15 protein-coding genes and 7 pseudogenes are annotated in these 15,784 nt (G+C 42.9%); 17 read left to right on the top strand and 5 right to left on the bottom strand.

Going from position 1 to position 15,784, the window contains the following annotated elements; all coding sequences use genetic code 11:
• Positions 1–7 precede the first annotated feature (7 nt).
• Together SK47_RS12175 and SK47_RS12165 are read left to right on the top strand one after the other, a co-directional pair.
• Positions 8–571: a hypothetical protein gene (locus SK47_RS12175; protein WP_017384278.1), complete on the top strand. Its 564-nt coding sequence runs from the start codon at positions 8–10 to the stop codon at positions 569–571.
• A gap of 949 nt (positions 572–1,520) precedes the next feature.
• Complete coding sequence (locus SK47_RS12165) at positions 1,521–2,039, top strand: hypothetical protein (RefSeq protein WP_023314290.1); 519 nt, start codon at positions 1,521–1,523, stop codon at positions 2,037–2,039.
• A gap of 648 nt (positions 2,040–2,687) precedes the next feature.
• Here the strand turns inward: SK47_RS12165 and SK47_RS24335 are convergent.
• Positions 2,688–2,864 (bottom strand): annotated as a pseudogene (locus SK47_RS24335) (hypothetical protein); the annotation flags it as partial.
• On the opposite strand from SK47_RS24335, the pseudogene SK47_RS12155 reads away from it, so the two are divergent.
• The 4 genes and pseudogenes from SK47_RS12155 to comJ (SK47_RS12145) all read left to right on the top strand — a co-directional run.
• A pseudogene (locus SK47_RS12155) lies at positions 2,823–4,046 on the top strand (RHS repeat domain-containing protein); the annotation flags it as partial. The pseudogenes SK47_RS24335 and SK47_RS12155 overlap by 42 nt on opposite strands.
• 1 nt (position 4,047) lies before the next feature.
• Positions 4,048–4,524, top strand: coding sequence for a hypothetical protein (locus SK47_RS12150; RefSeq protein ID WP_032628402.1), 477 nt, complete (start codon positions 4,048–4,050; stop codon positions 4,522–4,524).
• Positions 4,525–4,595: 71 nt separating this feature from the next.
• Positions 4,596–5,147, top strand: a complete 552-nt coding sequence (locus SK47_RS23715) for a hypothetical protein (RefSeq protein WP_232926983.1) — start codon at positions 4,596–4,598, stop codon at positions 5,145–5,147.
• A 164-nt stretch (positions 5,148–5,311) separates the two neighbouring features.
• Complete coding sequence (comJ, locus tag SK47_RS12145; protein WP_023314287.1) at positions 5,312–5,794, top strand: competence protein ComJ; 483 nt, start codon at positions 5,312–5,314, stop codon at positions 5,792–5,794.
• Between the two features lie 32 nt (positions 5,795–5,826).
• Here the strand turns inward: comJ (SK47_RS12145) and SK47_RS12140 are convergent.
• Positions 5,827–6,234: pseudogene (locus SK47_RS12140) on the bottom strand (DUF933 domain-containing protein); the annotation flags it as partial.
• Here SK47_RS12140 and SK47_RS24475 point away from each other — a divergent pair.
• The 3 genes and pseudogenes from SK47_RS24475 to SK47_RS12125 form a co-directional block, all read left to right on the top strand.
• A pseudogene (locus SK47_RS24475) lies at positions 6,221–6,379 on the top strand (RHS repeat protein); the annotation flags it as partial. The pseudogenes SK47_RS12140 and SK47_RS24475 sit on opposite strands and share 14 nt — an antisense overlap.
• 153 nt (positions 6,380–6,532) lie before the next feature.
• Positions 6,533–7,321, top strand: coding sequence for a macro domain-containing protein (locus SK47_RS12135; protein WP_044704307.1), 789 nt, complete (start codon positions 6,533–6,535; stop codon positions 7,319–7,321).
• Positions 7,322–7,949: 628 nt separating this feature from the next.
• The gene (locus SK47_RS12125; RefSeq protein WP_023314285.1) at positions 7,950–8,468 is read left to right on the top strand and encodes a hypothetical protein; all 519 of its coding nucleotides are present in this window, start codon (positions 7,950–7,952) and stop codon (positions 8,466–8,468) included.
• Between the two features lie 519 nt (positions 8,469–8,987).
• On the opposite strand, the pseudogene SK47_RS12120 reads toward SK47_RS12125, so the two are convergent.
• A pseudogene (locus SK47_RS12120) lies at positions 8,988–9,385 on the bottom strand (DUF933 domain-containing protein); the annotation flags it as partial.
• Here SK47_RS12120 and SK47_RS12115 point away from each other — a divergent pair.
• The 8 genes and pseudogenes from SK47_RS12115 to SK47_RS24330 form a co-directional block, all read left to right on the top strand.
• Positions 9,381–10,565, top strand: a pseudogene (locus SK47_RS12115) (RHS repeat domain-containing protein); the annotation flags it as partial. The pseudogenes SK47_RS12120 and SK47_RS12115 overlap by 5 nt on opposite strands.
• Before the next feature lie 5 nt (positions 10,566–10,570).
• On the top strand, positions 10,571–10,777 hold the full coding sequence (locus SK47_RS12110) for a hypothetical protein (protein ID WP_022648388.1): 207 nt from the start codon (positions 10,571–10,573) through the stop codon (positions 10,775–10,777).
• Between the two features lie 445 nt (positions 10,778–11,222).
• Positions 11,223–11,510 (top strand): competence protein ComJ, encoded by a 288-nt coding sequence (gene comJ / locus SK47_RS12100; RefSeq protein WP_023314282.1) that lies wholly within the window; start codon positions 11,223–11,225, stop codon positions 11,508–11,510.
• A complete protein-coding gene (locus SK47_RS12095) occupies positions 11,507–11,989 on the top strand; it encodes a hypothetical protein (RefSeq protein ID WP_023314281.1) in 483 nt (160 codons plus the stop codon). Before comJ (SK47_RS12100) ends, SK47_RS12095 begins: the two co-directional genes overlap by 4 nt.
• A 96-nt stretch (positions 11,990–12,085) precedes the next feature.
• A complete protein-coding gene (locus tag SK47_RS12090) occupies positions 12,086–12,493 on the top strand; it encodes a hypothetical protein (protein WP_223307894.1) in 408 nt (135 codons plus the stop codon).
• 79 nt (positions 12,494–12,572) lie between these two features.
• Positions 12,573–12,953 (top strand): hypothetical protein, encoded by a 381-nt coding sequence (locus SK47_RS12085; protein ID WP_022651375.1) that lies wholly within the window; start codon positions 12,573–12,575, stop codon positions 12,951–12,953.
• A gap of 16 nt (positions 12,954–12,969) precedes the next feature.
• Positions 12,970–13,275, top strand: coding sequence for a hypothetical protein (locus SK47_RS12080; protein ID WP_023314279.1), 306 nt, complete (start codon positions 12,970–12,972; stop codon positions 13,273–13,275).
• Positions 13,276–13,436: 161 nt separating this feature from the next.
• Positions 13,437–13,727, top strand: a pseudogene (locus SK47_RS24330) (YciI family protein).
• A gap of 49 nt (positions 13,728–13,776) precedes the next feature.
• On the opposite strand, the gene ychF reads toward SK47_RS24330, so the two are convergent.
• Together ychF and pth are read right to left on the bottom strand one after the other, a co-directional pair.
• Positions 13,777–14,871 (bottom strand): redox-regulated ATPase YchF, encoded by a 1,095-nt coding sequence (gene ychF, locus SK47_RS12070; protein WP_003856650.1) that lies wholly within the window; start codon positions 14,869–14,871, stop codon positions 13,777–13,779.
• 126 nt (positions 14,872–14,997) lie between these two features.
• Entirely contained in the window at positions 14,998–15,582 is a 585-nt protein-coding gene (gene pth / locus SK47_RS12065; protein WP_048244313.1) for an aminoacyl-tRNA hydrolase, read from the bottom strand.
• Between the last annotated feature and the right edge of the window lie 202 nt (positions 15,583–15,784).

Here is a 15,784-nt window from a genome sequence, read left to right as displayed (position 1 = left end):
TGGAAAGATGAACATAAAAAATGCAGTCCAAGATCTTGTGAACAAATTTAAAATGAATGAATTGAATATGGGAGAGATAGACTATACAGACGATGAAAATGAGACTTCTTTTCCCGTGAATTTAAATGGGGAGGTTGATTTTTTTTATCGTCATTTGATTTTAAATGACAGTCCAACATTTGATGGTACTTTTTATTTACAGATTATTGAACCTCAAGATCTCAACGAAATATTATCCGGTTGGCGAGTTCAAAATGATACGGCTTGGCGCGATGAATATATAATCTTTGCTGAAAGAAATGGTGACGTTCTTTTTTGTGACACCCAAAATCTAACATCTCCTGTTTATGGTAGCATTCAAAAACGAAACTTTATAATTTCTGGTTCCTTAGCTGACTTTTTGAATGCTTTTTGTTCTGCTATTGAGATGGAACAAAATAATTATGATGGTGATGCTACAGATGATGAATTTAATTTAAGAGAAGATTTTCTGGAAGATATCGATGTGATGCTTAAAACTAAACTAAAAGATGTTGAGGTTGAAGGGTTTAAGAAATTCTTTTTTGGTTAGTTTTTAAGTTTTTTAATAATAAAGATTTACTGTCTTAGATACCTCCTTGCTTCTAAAAGCATTTATTTCTTATTCCCCTTTTTATAGGTGAGGAGGTTTATTTGCTATTGCTAATGAATAAACACATGAATAATATTTACATCTCTTGTAGAAAAAGGAAACGAATTTCATGATAAAAAAATAAGCCGAGGCTTTAGAGCAATAACAAAATGTCCGGCAGGCTCTTCCTGAGCCGCAGATCGAATGGAAAATTGCCAACTGCAACTCTGCGTACATGTACAGTGCTTGCTTTGCTCTCAAGGAGAACGATGAGGCGAAAAAATGGGGGGAGAGGATACTTAGTACACGTGGATCGGATATAGAGACAGCGCCGTTAATCGACCTCGGCATGGTTTTTTATGAGTTGAATCAATTTGATGAAGCGTACAAATATTTTAATGATTCTTATAACTACGTCAAAGAACGAACGTTTCAAGACAGAGCTGAAAAATACCTTGAGTTCTATTTTCCTAAGGGTGCGCAAGTTCGTTTTTTTCATAAAAAACAAATCAAACTTTAAACAAGAAGTTCATCCCATCGCCATTTTTAACGATTTGATTTTATGCTTTCTGCACGCAACTTACCTTTTTCTTTACGTCATGCTCATTCTTTTAAGTGTAAAGTCTTTAGATATTAGACTCTGAGCATTTAAAAGTCTTTTACCAGCTGTACGCAATAATGAAATTATGACAACTGCGATCGTCTGCTGGTAATCCACCTCGAACGACTTGCTGGAAAGGACACGCACAACCCCCTGACGCATGCTTAATCCGTTAAATCAAGGGGGATTGGCTCCTAAGCACGTTGATCCAACAACGCCAGGTAGATCGTATGTATTACCATCAGTATGGGCAGAATGGCTTGAAGAAGTAGCGATTCCAGGCTCCGGTAATGTAAAATAGGTTACTATATGAATATTAATAAAGATGATGATCTCCTTGTGATAGTAAAGAAAGAAGGAATATATTATTGGTTCGTGGCGTTCAAAGAAATGTGGGTTTTAGATAGAATTAAATGGATAGAGGATTTTGTGAAAAGTGGGGTGGAAATAAATCTACAGGATGTCCATAAGGAAAGATATAACATACCCGTAGTAAATGAAGAAAACGCGCAGATTTTTATTGATGGGTTAATTAAAGATGGCTATTCATTCGATAAGGATGACATAGCTGATGAGTTTTTTAGTAGGCTTTCGCAAAAAACAACTTGGTGGGATATATATGATCTTATGCTGGATTTGCTTATAGATTTTGATAATAAAAGACTATATTCGGAGTATGTTGAAAGTATGCATTATCAAAAATATGTTCCTGATGGTTGGCAAGGTGAGCTTGTTGATTTCTGCGGTAATGGAACGTTACCTCAAGATGAAATGTTCTGGATAAAGAATGGAACAAATCATAGAAACGTTATCATTGCTAAAGGGTAAAAAAATTTTCAGCATACCATTTTAGATTATGCAATGGTCTTACAACACGCGAGTTAATTTTTGTGTTAACCGATAAAAAGCCATTATTAACCGTTGTAACCCTATTTGATGCTTAGGGCAAAAGCTTCTTTGCCTGCACTGCCACGAGGCACATTTTTCTATTACTTAAAAATCATCTGAACGAAGAAGGGGTTGTTGTCTTTAGCTATGTGGAAAACCAAAATGGCTGGCATGATTGGTTTTATTTAAATGGCATGAAGCGTAACGCGTTGTCTCGATCAGGCCCTGCTTATTATGATAAAATGCGATTCAAAACTTTTAACGATTCCCGCTCGCAAAAAAAGGATTTAGAAGATATATTATTGTCGACCGGCAGACCTCTCCTAAGAAACGGTGGTGTCAGCCTCGCTAAGTATTAGAGTCTGGCCTTACTTGTTGAGTGATTAATCGAGGTGCCTTTTCAGACGTTAAAGCTTGCGACTACACAAATCATTTCTTTGGAGGTGAGCAAGAAGTCAGATCTCTAAGATATTTTTTTGACTCCCTAATAAAAAATGTACGTGAAAGCGTGGATTTTTCCCGTTCATAAAAATTAAACGTAAACAAGAAGTTCATCACATCGCCATCTTCAACAATGTAGTCTTTTCCTTATGCACGCATCTTGCCTCCTTCTTTCGCGCCTGGCCCTTCCTGACCCAGCTCTTCCATAAACTCTTCACGGTCGGCATCGTCCAGTTCAGTATTATCGGATTCAACCGTGGCGCAAACTACTAACACTAACGAACCCGCAGCGAATATGACCGTCTTGGCCGCCTGCATCGCCGGGATATAGTTACCGGTAATTTTCAGTGCTCTTGGTTGCACCGCTGGGATACTACCGGTAACCCGCTCGAAGGATCTGCTGAGAAGGTTACGCACAACCGTCTGACGCACCTCAACGGCATTCGCTGGCGCTATGACATCCACGGCCGCACCGTGGAGAAGGATAACGGCCAGACCCGCTGGCACTACCGCTACGACGGCGAGCACCGCCTGACGGAGGTCATCAGCCAGCCGCGGGACCGCAACAGGCCGCAGACGCAGGTCAGCTTCCGCTATGACCCGCTCGGGCGACGCATCAGCAAAACGCGCCGCCAGATGCTGGGCGGTCAGCCAACCGGCAAGCCGGTCACCACCCGGTTTGTCTGGGAAGGGTTCCGGCTGTTGCAGGAGGTGCACGGGGATGTGCCGCTGACCTACGTCTACAGCGATCAGGACAGCTACGATCCGCTGGCACGTATTGACGGCGTTGATGCCCCGGAGATCTTCTGGTTCCACTGCCAGCCCAACGGCACGCCGGAGCGGATGACGGATAGCGAAGGACAGGTGCGCTGGGAAGGGGTAAACAGCGCCTGGGGCAAGCTGCTACGGGAAAGCGAGACGCAGATATCAGGATATTCCCAGAACCTGCGCATGCAGGGGCAATACCTGGATCGTGAGACAGGGCTGCACTACAATCTGTTCCGGTATTACGACCCGGACTGCGGGCAGTTTACGCAGCAGGACCCGATAGGCCTGGCGGGGGGGATAAACCTTTACCAGTATGCGCCGAACGCGCTGGGGTGGGTGGATCCGTGGGGGTTAAAATGTGGTTTTTCTCAAAAAGATCGTATAACACAAAGATGGGTGGATAGATTAACAGGGAAAAAACCCGCTGATGTTCATAATATTTTGACATCCAAAGGTTGGACGAGAACATATCCACAAGCCAATAAACCAGGAGCTATCCAACATATTCAATATGTCAAAACAACAAAATCAGGTACTACGTACAAATTAGATTATCATCCCGGAGGGACTCCAACTCAACCTAATATTCATGGTAATGATTACTGGAAAGTTTATCGCGAAGTTGATGGTGCTGATGTAGTATATGGGAGAATTGGTCATGGAGAGTTTAAAAATTATGATTTAATAACCGATTCACCTGTTTATGTTGACGGAGTTTTACTTAATGGGGGGGTATAAAATGATTGATTTTAATGCTGATATTTTATCAGGAAGAGCACTAGGTAACGTTTTTTTGGGGGATAATATCAGTAAGTACATAAGCGAGTTATATGCTGGCTATAAGGTAACTTACTTTGATTATTTCTTGCCTGATGATAAGAAAAGGCTTGCATATATTGTAGATGACACAATGACAATCGCTACCCTTGAAGATGGAACGATCATTTCTATTGGTTGTAACGTAAACTATAAGGGGAGGTATAATAAAATATTACAAACAGGCCAAACGATGGGGGAAATAATAGGGTTGACTTACAAACAGCGTATATTTAATGGCTGTATTATTATAAATGACGACTTTGGTTTTTCATTCGAGTTGCCAGCGCCATATGATGAAATTGCAGATAGCATTGCACATGTTCCACTAGATCTTGTTCTTAATGAAATCCGTGTTGCTGATTACTCTGATTGGAACCCACAAAAAATAAAACGCTGAAGTGTGGGTTAGGGTTGATCCCTCGGATTATTTACTTTACATAAAACCCTAGGTAAGCATTCTCTGGCGTCATGACATCCACTGTCGTAAGTAAAATACCCAGCGCCCGTCGCAGCGCCGCTGGGATTACTACTACCGCAATAACTTGGTGCGCGAAGAGCGGGACGATAACCCGCTCAAATGGTACCGCTGGCAGTACGACAGACAGTGCCGGGCGTCTCCTGGTTCAGGACGGCACGCTGGCCGGAGAGGAGCAGGGGGTCTGGGATGCAGCCGCTAACCCGCTCGAAGGTTCTGTTGAGAACATTACGCACAACCGCCTGGCGCAGCTGAATGATATTCGCTGGCGTTATAATACCCATGCTTGCACTGTAGAGAAGGATAACGGCAAAACCCGAGGAACCGCAACAAACCGCAGACGCAGGTCAGCTTCCGCTACGATCCGCTCGGTCGCCGCATCAGTAAAACGCGACGCCAGAAGCTGGGCGGACAGCCAACCGGCAAGCCATCACCACCCGGTGTGTCTGGGAATGACTGCCTACTGGGGGAAGCGCACGGGGATGTGCTGTTCACCTTCGTCGACGAAAGTGGTCAGGACAACTACGATTTGCTGGCGCGTGTAGATAGTGTTGATGCTTCATATATCTTCTGGGTCCATTGCCAATCCAACGGCACGGCACAACTTATAACTGATATCTAAAAGCAGTAATTTTGGTGCAGGTTCGAGTATTGGTAATGTTTTTCCATAACAATCATATGGAACAAGAATAAAAGTCTAGGGAATATAATGAGTGATAAGATCATGCAAACAGTAGATCTGCTAATTTCACATAGTCAAATATTGTTACGATCCAGAGACTATGACGAAAAGCTGAGTCAGTGGGGAAAAGGTAATGTTTCTCAAGGCGCTGTTTTACACAAGGATTATGTTGTATTCGATCCATTACCAGAGGACGCATTTGGAGCAAACGTCAATATCAAAATAGATAATGCTTTTAAATTAGATCAAAATGCACAACGCTGCATTGTTGTTCCATTTTTTATTACGGATAAAAATAAGATCCAGATCGCATCTGCGACAGAGAAATTTGATGTAAGCATTAACGTAACCGGCAAGATTTATTCGCTCTTTTATGAGGTTTGTGAAGGGGACGAGATTTATTATAATTTTACTCTTGTGCCTGAAAAAGAAGCAATCCCTGCTAAGTTTTTATTAGACGACCCTTGGGGAGGGAAAAAATACAATCCTCTAAAAGAGGGTTTTTTTTAAAGTTAATAATAACTAAATCGAATGAAAAAAAATCATACGTTAAACAAGAAGTTCACCACATGAACCTCGTTAACGAAGTAATCTTTCCCTTCCGTACGCATCTTGCCTGCTTCTTTCGCGCCTTGCTCACCCTTGCAGGTGATAAAGTCTTAAAACGCGATAGTCTGCGCACGAATGAAGCCCTTCTCAAGGTCGGTGTGGATCTTACCGGCCGCGTGAGGCGCAGTCGCACCGACAGGGATGATTCACGCGTTCACTTCTTTCACGCCCGCGGTGAAGTAGGTTTGCAGGCTGAGCAGCTCATAGCCCGCGCGGATCACGCGGTTCAGCCCCCGCTCGGCCATGAACTCTTTATGGTCGCCGTCGATGATTTCAGCGATATCGGATTCAACCGCGGCGTAAACCGCTACCTCTACAGAACCTTTACCGCTTGAAGACTCTGCTGAGAAGGTCACGCACAACCGTCTGACGCAGCTGAACGTCATTCGCTGGCACTACCGTTATGACGGTGAACATCACCTGACGGAGGTCATCAGCCAGCTGCGGGACCGTAACAGGCCGCGGACGCAGGTCAGCTTCCGTTACCCTCATACATTGTGACATTCCCAACAGTCAATCAATATAGAAGTGATCCTTTGGGTTATCATCAAGCGTTACAGGTAAAATTAGATGTAACTGGCTTAGATGTAATTGAACCCCGGAAAAATACATTTTTGATCTTAAACACAAAAGATCTCGTTGTCTCTAAAAGAATTGTTAAAAGTGGGAGGAGTTGTGGTTGAGGTGAAAAAATATTATAAAGGAAGTGTTGATTTTATTGCAGGTGAAGGGACTATTCTCAATGAGTTCATAGGAGAAGTAGCCACGCGACAAATAAATATTATAGATGGAAATTATTATGCTTCTTCCTCTTTGCTAGATAAAAAAGAAAAAGTTGGCTTCCTGCTGTATGATGGTAAGAAAAGCGACCTGAACTTAAGTGACGCCGAAGAAATTTCAAATGAGGAATTTGAAGTTTTCTGGCAAACATCAACGGGTTCATTGCAAGAAAAAAAGCGAATAAAATACTTGTCTGGAGATGCTGTGGAACCTTTGAAAAAATCCACAGTTATTGCTCATATTGTGAATAATAAAGGGAAGTGGGGTAAAGGTTTTGTTCTGTCCCTTTCAAATAAATATCCTGCGGCAAAAAAAAGCTATCTTAGTTGCTTCAAAGAAAATAACTTCCCAGAATTAGGGGTGGTTGATTTTGTTATGGTTGATGCTCAGGAGAAGATATTTATTGCGAATATGTATGCGCAGGATGGTATAAAGAAAAATATCAACGACAAAAAACAATACGTATGTTATGACTCTCTGAAAGTTTGTCTTGAAAAATTATCTGACTTTGCTTTAGTTAATCGCCTTTCTATACAAATGCCAAGGATAGGAGCTGGCCTCGGTGGTGGTGATTGGAATGTTATAGAGTCCTTAATACTAAAAAATATTTGCTATAAAATGATTGATTGCAATGTAATAACTTTATAATTTTAAATAAAGTTTAACCATAGATTATGGTGTTTTTGGCGGTTTCTTAGGCAAAGTTTTTATTTAAAAGGACAAGATCTTAAGTATTATAATATCTATAACAATATACTATTGATCAAGGGAACGAGTTTCACGACAACCAAAAATACGCCGAGGCTTTAGAGCAAAACCAAAAAGCCTGGCAAGCGCTTCCTGAGCCAAAGCTCGAATGGGAACTCGCCAACTGGATCGCTGCCTGCATGTACAGCGCATGTTTTGATCTCGCGGATTATGCTGAGGAAAACAAATGGGGAAAAACGACATTACGGACACGTGGATCGGATATAGATACTGCACCCTTAATCGATCTCGGCATGGTCTGTTATGAGTTAAATCAATTCGAGGAAGCGTATAAATATTTTAACGATGCTTATAACTACAGCAAAGAGCGTGCGTTTCAGGATAGACCTAAAAAATATCTAGAGTTCTATCTGCGCAAAAGGGATAAGTTCGTTACTCTATAAAAAAATCAAACATTACGCGTGGATCCGACAACGCCAGGTAGGTCGTGTGAATTACCATCAATATGGGCAGAATGGCTTGAAGAAGTAGCGATTCCAGGCTCCGGGAATGTAAGATAGGTTACTATATGAATATCAATAAAGATGACGAACTCCTTGTGATAGTTAAGTATGAAGGAACATTTTATTGGTTCGTTGCGTTCAAGGAAATGTGGGTCTTAGACAGAGTAAAATGGGTAGAGGATTTTGTGAAAAGTGGGGTGGAAATAAACCTACAGAATACCCATAAGGAACGATATGACATACCAGTTGTAAATGAAGAAAACGCGCAGATATTCATTGATGGTTTAATTAGCGATGGTTATTCATACGATAAGGATGACATTGCTGAGGAGTTTTATAAAAGGCTTTCGCAAAAAACAATTTGGTGGGATATATATGAACTTATGCCGGATTTATTTATAGACTTTGATAATAAAAGATTATATTCGGAATATGTTGAGAGTATGCATTATCAAGAATATGTTCCTGATGGTTGGCAAGGTGAACTTGTTGATTTTTGCAGTAATGGATCGTTACCTCAAGATGAAATGTTCTGGATAAAAAATGAAACTGATCATAGAAGCGTTTTGATCGCTAAAGGATAAAATATATTTTCGGCAAACCATTCTTAGACAATGCAATGGTCGATTCAACACGCCAATTTGTGTTTGTGTTAAGCGAGACAAAGCCGTTACCAATCGTTTTGACCATCTTCAACGCTCAGGGTGAAAAACTATTTTGGTCTGCATCTCCTGAAAGTGCTATTTTCTATTACTTAACATTAAACCAGTCAAAGGAAGTGGTTGTTGTATGTAATTTTACAGTAATACAAAATGGCTGGCATAATTGGTTTTATTCTTGGGATATGAAACGTAACGCGTTGTCTAGATCAGGACCTTCGTACTAAATTCACATTTAACATTAAAATTACAGCGACAAGAGTGCCTGAAACTGGCGTACGCAAAGGGGGTATACCTGCTAAAGGTGAGAGACTTGCCTGACCAGCAGAGCGTTTACACCAGCACCCTTTTCAGACGTTAAAATTTGCGACTGCCGACATCATTCTCTTTACCATGTAAAAAAAAATCCACGCCCAAGCGGGGATTTTTCCCATTAAAAACAACTCAAAGGTTAAACAAGAAGTTCATCACATCGCCATCTTTAATGATGTAATCTTTGCCTTCCGCACGCATCTTGCCTGTTTCTTTCGCGCCTTGCTCTCCCTTGTAGGTGATAAAGTCTTCAAACACGATAGTCTGTGTACGAATAAAGCCTTTCACGAAATCGGTGTGGATTTTATCGGCCGCCTGAGGCGCAGTCGCACCCACAGGGATGGTCCACGCACTTCTTTTACGCCCGCGGTGAAGTAGGTTTGCAGGCTGAGCATCTCATGGCCCGCGCGGATCACGCGGTTCAGACCCTGCTCGGCCATGAAATCTTCACGATCGGCGTCGTTCATTTCAGCGATATCGGATTCAACCGCGTTCCAAAACGCTACCACTACAGAACCTTTATCGCTTGAAGAGTCTGCTGAGAAGGTCACGCACAACCGCCTGACGCAGCTGAACGGCATTCGCTGGCGCTATGACATCCACGGCCGCACCGTGGAGAAGGATAACGGCCAGACCCGCTGGCACTACCGCTACGACAGCGAGCATCGCCTGACGGAGGTCATCAGCCAGCCGCGGAATCGCAACAGGCCGCAGACGCAGGCCAGCTTACGCTATGACCCGCTCGGGCGACGCATCAGCAAAACGCGTCGCCAGATGGTGGGCGGACAGCCAACCGGTAACCCAGTCACCACCTGGTTTGTATGGGAAGGGTTCCGGCTGTTGCAGGAAGTGCACGGGGATGTGCCGCTGACCTACGTCTACAGCGATCAGGACAGCTACGACCCGCTGGCGCGTATCGACGGCGTTGATGCCCCGGAAATCTTCTGGTTCCACTGCCAGCCCAACGGCACGCCGGAGCGGATGACGGATAGCGAAGGACAGGTGCGCTGGGAAGGGGTGAACAGCGCCTGGGGCAAGCTGCTGCGGGAAAGCGAGACGCAGGTATCAGGATATTCTCAGAACCTGCGCATGCAGGGGCAATACCTGGATCGTGAGACAGGGCTGCACTACAATCTGTTCCGGTATTATGACCCGGACTGCGGAAGGTTTACGCAGCAGGACCCGATAGGGCTGGCGGGGGGGATAAACCTTTACCAGTATGCGCCGAATGCGCTGGGGTGGGTGGATCCGTGGGGGTTGAGCCGCGAGTGTAGCGGTAAAACAAAACCTGATTTCTATGTTGGTCCAAATGGCCCTAGTTCGACTATGCCTTCTACAGCATATCGTTATATGGATAGCAAATATGCTCCACAGACAATAGAAAATAAATCAGCCCCGTTAAGTTATTTTGGGTATACGAAATATAAATCTGCACATGAAGCCAGGGACGCCTATCAAATTTTTTATGAGAAAGGTAATCCTGATTCATGGAGTGATGCACGTTTATTAGGTGAGTTTGATACATTACAACTGTATAAAAATGGAGTGCCTCAGGTGCAAGTACCTCTTGCCAATGGTGGTCGAGGGCCTGGATATGAGCTTTTCACCAGTGCATATCCTGAGTATGGTAAAGGTGGAGCATTACAGTTGCTACCAATCGAACGTAATCACCCTGTTATTTTTGAACGTGTTACTATAATTCCGGAGTAAAAGCGATGACAGATGAAGAGTTACGAAAGAATCTTGTTTTTTTAATAAAAAAATATGTTCCGGAAAGTCAACAAAAAGCATTTTATGATGATATATCAAAGTCTACTGTGCCAGTGAAAGGTATTTTAGCTGACTTTAATAAAATCAAAACCAGAACTGTTGATGAAGTTGATGGAGATTTAATACGGGATATTTACTTTTATTTTTGTTGACAGATAATTACGTGGGTGATTTATTTTTCCGTTCGTTTTTTATATTTTTTTGGTTGGGAATGGCTCGGTAAAGAGATGAAAATTATCTTTACCGGCAATCAAAATATCAGCAATGGCGTTTAGGAAATTATTAGTTACGCTGATCTCACAGAAAAAAAATAATTGAAAATATTTAATTATGCTGGTGATTTGTATAATGGAGAGGACTAAATCAGGCGGTTAGTTGTTGCCGAATATCCTAATTAAACTATAATGGGGGTTTCAGGGTTTGCGCTTGTTACTAACATGCTGCTCAAAGTTTGAGCAGCAGGGGAAGGGTGCTTCCCCTATCAGTTTTCATATTACAGCTAATCATTAACCCCTTAAAGAATTTCACAAGCATTTTATTTTTAATGGACTGACCCCACATTATCGGTAGAACGATAATAAAAATCGAGGTAATGTAATGAATGATAAAAAAATACAAATAGTTGAGCTACTGATTTCACATAGTCAAATGTTGTTACGATCCAGAGACTATGACGAAAAGCTGAATTACTGGGGAAAAGGCAATGTTTCTCAAGGTGCTGTTCTTCACAAAGATTATGTTATATTCGACCCATTACCAGAGGACGCATTTGGAGCCAACGTCAATATCAAAATAGATAATTCTTTTATATTAGATGAAACTGCTCAACGCTGCATTGTAGTGCCATTTTTTATTACAAATAAAAATAAGCTTCAGGTCGCATGATTGAATTTAAATTCAACCCGATTACCGGTGAGCTAAACCTTGATGGTCTTCCTTTAAAAATAGATACTGAAGAAGGCTTTTGTAAGTGTGATTTATACCACGAATTAGTAAAACGCAAAGCTGTAAATAAAAATATGTCGAATCACTACCTTGTTGACTCAGTAATGTTTTTCGATAAAGAATTTCAAGTTACTATACGCCCGGTGTGCTATGGTTTTCATTTTATGCTTCATCTTGTTGATAAAAATAGTCAATACTATAAATCATTAAATGATTGGAATGCACGAACTAATGTTCACATGCTAAATGAATCAGTGAAAAGCCTGTCTGATTGGCTGAAAGAATCACTGAACCTGGACACGCCTGATACCACGGAAACAGACATCATTAGGTGGAACTTTGAGTGGGGGCGGGTTTCAGTCTCATATGAGACAAAGTCATTTAATCATGGGGTATATATAGTTTGGAATATAAAGTAGTCACTTCCAAAAAAGGTGGTTTAGATATGTTAGAAATGAAACTTGATGTTCATACTGGATTTGTAGAAATTAACAACTACCCCATCGAATTAAAAGATGTTGATACTTTTAAAAATTCCGCATTTTACAAGTTTTTTCTCGCCATTGACTACAGTAGGTCCTTTTTATTTCGCTATCGATAATGTTAAATGGAAAGATCAAGTTTTCATTTTGGAACTGAGGCCTTCAGCATTTTCTTTTTCTCCATCATTATTCCTTACTAGTAAGGATGGAAGTTTTTATAAAACGTTAGAGGATTGGGATAAAAGGGCTAGTCTGAGTAATTTATCGGATGAGCAGCAGCGTTTGACAGTATGGGTTGAGAATGAAATAACATCAAAGCCTAATCTTAAAATTAACAATCCCCCATATGGATTTCAATGGAGGCATGAATGGGGAAATATTGTTGTACAGTCTAATGAAAAAAGCTTCGATTGTGGTGTTTATATAGAATGGAATGTTTGACTAAATGATGTTAATGATTAATAAAATCCTCCATTTCTTATAGCCTTACTTTTTTATTGATAAACTTAAAATTTAAATAATGAAACTTACTAATCGACTGAAAAAGAAGTTATTAGTCCTTGATGGCATTGACAATGATTTCATAGAGTATGGAAAGGAAATAACATGCCCTGAATGCGAGGGGGTAATAGTCTACTCTATCGTAAACTCATATGAGTTTGACACGCTCACAGAAGAGGTAAAATGCTTTTTGGTTAAGAAAATGAGAGGTGTGAAGCTTGATAGTGAACATAAGAAATATAGCTATGATGAAAGCCAATTAGATGTTTCGAAAAACACATGTTCAAAGTGTTTAAAAGAGTTTTCCGCTATATTAACGTATAAAGAAGTGCAGCCAGCCCGATACCGGGTATATCTTGTGGGGCTTTTTGAAGGTGATTTGAAGCAGATCAAACTTTAAACGTTGAGGTTTACAAATGATTGAAAATCTCATTTGTATTAAAGAAAAAGACCTGCTTCAATGGGCATGTGGTGAAAGTAACATACTGGTTAGTGTGCCATTTTTAAGCTATGCATTGGTCGACTTAACACGCCAGTTAGTCTTTGTGTTAAGCGAGCCTAAGCCATTACCAACCGTTTTGACCATCTTCAATGTGCAGGGCGAAAAACTATTTTGGTCTGCCCCTCCTGAAGGTGCGACTTTCTATTACTTAACATTCAACCTGTCAAAGGAAGTGATCGTTGTCTGTAGCTATCCAGCAAAAAAAAAATGGCTGGCATGATTGGTTTTATTCCTGGGATATGAAGCGTAACGTGTTGTCTCAATCGGGCCCTGCGTATTAAGTTCAAAAGCGCCAAAAAAATGATAACTATAACCGGTGGCAAAAAAGGAACTGTATCAGCAGTTATATCAAGCAGTTTAAAAAAGGCTACGAGGAAAAAGATGACTACGGTTTACATTGTCATATTGACGTATATAAACCCCTTGAGGAGGTTGACCCAACGATACCTTCTCATGTTGAGTGACTAAAAAAGGGTATTCAGAGGGGATATTTCTGACTTCCGGAAGACGGATCCCAAGAACTGGTGGGGTCATTCTCGCTAAATCTGAGAGTCCTGCATCTCTTAAAGAGCGCTAGCGCGAGGGCTCTTTTCAGGCGTTAGGCTTGTGTCTGCCGAAATCATTCCCTTAGATTCCAGCATGAAAACTGATCTCTTAGACAATGTGTTTTAACCTCACAATAAAAATATCCACGCCAAAGCGTGGATTTTTTTCATTCAAATCAAACGTTAAACAAGAAGTTCATCACGTCGCCATCTTTAACGATGTAATCTTTCCCTTCCGCACGCATCTTGCCTGCTTCTTTCGCGCCTTGCTCACCCTTGTAGGTGATGAAGTCTTCAAACGCGATAGTCTGCGCACGAATGAAGCCTTTCTCGAAGTCGGTGTGGATCTTACCGGCCGCCTGAGGTGCGGTCGCACCCACAGGGATGGTCCACGCACGCACTTCTTTTACACCAGCGGTGAAGTAGGTTTGCAGGTTCAGCAGCTCATAGCCCGCGCGGATCACGCGGTTCAGGCCCGGCTCTTCCAGACCCAGCTCGGCCATGAACTCTTCACGGTCGGCGTCGTCCAGCTCTGCAATATCAGATTCAACGGCAGCGCAAACCGCAACCACTACAGAACCTTCAGCCGCGGCAATTTCACGCACTTTGTCCAGATACGGGTTGTTCTCGAAACCGTCTTCGTTAACGTTGGCGATGTACATGGTTGGCTTCAGGGTCAGGAAGCTCAGATATTTAATCGCTGCTTTGTCTTCGTCAGTCAGGTTTTTCAGCGCGCGCAGCATGCCGGCGTTTTCCAGCTGTGGCAGACATTTTTCCAGTGCAGCCAGTTCCGCTTTCGCGTCTTTGTCGCCGCCTTTGGCTTTCTTCTGCACGCGGTGAATGGCGCGCTCGCAGGTGTCGAGGTCAGAGAGGGCCAGCTCGGTGTTGATGACGTCGATGTCGTCAGCCGGATCCACTTTGTTGTTAACGTGGATAATGTTGTCGTTCTCGAAGCAGCGCACAACGTGGCCGATCGCTTCGGTTTCACGGATGTTGGTCAGGAACTGGTTGCCCAGGCCTTCACCTTTGGAAGCGCCTTTTACCAGGCCCGCGATGTCCACGAACTCCATGGTGGTTGGCAGAATGCGCTGCGGCTTCACGATTTCCGCGAGCTGGTCCAGACGCGGATCGGGCATAGGCACAACGCCGGTGTTCGGCTCGATGGTACAGAACGGGAAGTTCGCCGCTTCAATACCTGCTTTGGTGAGCGCGTTGAACAGGGTGGATTTGCCCACGTTTGGCAGACCGACGATACCGCATTTGAATCCCATTTCTAAATCACCTTAATATCTTGATAATCAATCCGTTAACGATAACCGATTGAAGAAAAGTAAATAACTACGCCTATTATACACGTAACCCGCGCGACGCGCGGTAAAAAAGCCCCAAGACGCCGATTATTGCGCTTTGAAAGCGTGCAGTCGATTGGTGGCTTTCGTCAGGCCGTCCTGAAGCCAAATCTCGGTGCAGCGGGCCGCTTCGTCCACCGCTTCGTCAATCAACTTCTGCTCAGAAACCGGGGGCTTACCCAGTACGAAACCAACAACTTTGTTTTTATCGCCCGGATGGCCGATTCCCACGCGCAAACGGTGGAAATTAGGGTTATTACCCAGTTTGCTGATGATGTCTTTCAGACCGTTGTGGCCGCCATGACCGCCGCCCAGTTTGAATTTCGCCACGCCTGGCGGCAGGTCCAGTTCGTCGTGCGCCACCAGGATCTCATCCGGATTGATGCGATAAAACGTTGCCATGGCCGCCACGGCTTTGCCGCTCAGGTTCATAAAGGTGGTTGGCACCAGCAACCGCACGTCGGCACCCGCAAGATTGATGCGTGAGGTATACCCGTAAAACTTGGGTTCTTCACGCAGGGAAGCGCGCAAACGCTCCGCCAGCAGATCAACATACCAGGCGCCGGCGTTATGGCGGGTTGCGGCATATTCTGCGCCCGGATTGGCGAGGCCGACAATCAGTTTAATCGTCACGATTTACTTCCTAATGGGTTCCAGATCTGGCGCGTAGTTTACTGTCTGGCGCGCCGCTTGACAAAGTTCTGCCTGCTGTACACCGAAATGCGAATAATTTCCTCTTTGAATAATTAGAATTTCAAGCTGTTCAATGTCTTATTTGTAAATTTTTGTCCGGGAGTTATCAGTAAATGTGATCATTCACGCAACTCATATAAGA

The sequence above is a fragment of the Enterobacter sp. BWH52 genome, assembly GCF_001037565.1.
In the GTDB taxonomy this organism is placed as follows: Bacteria; Pseudomonadota; Gammaproteobacteria; order Enterobacterales; family Enterobacteriaceae; genus Enterobacter; species Enterobacter hormaechei_C.
The sequence above is the reverse complement of the archived record's forward strand: the minus strand, read 5'-3'. Positions and strand labels throughout refer to the sequence as shown.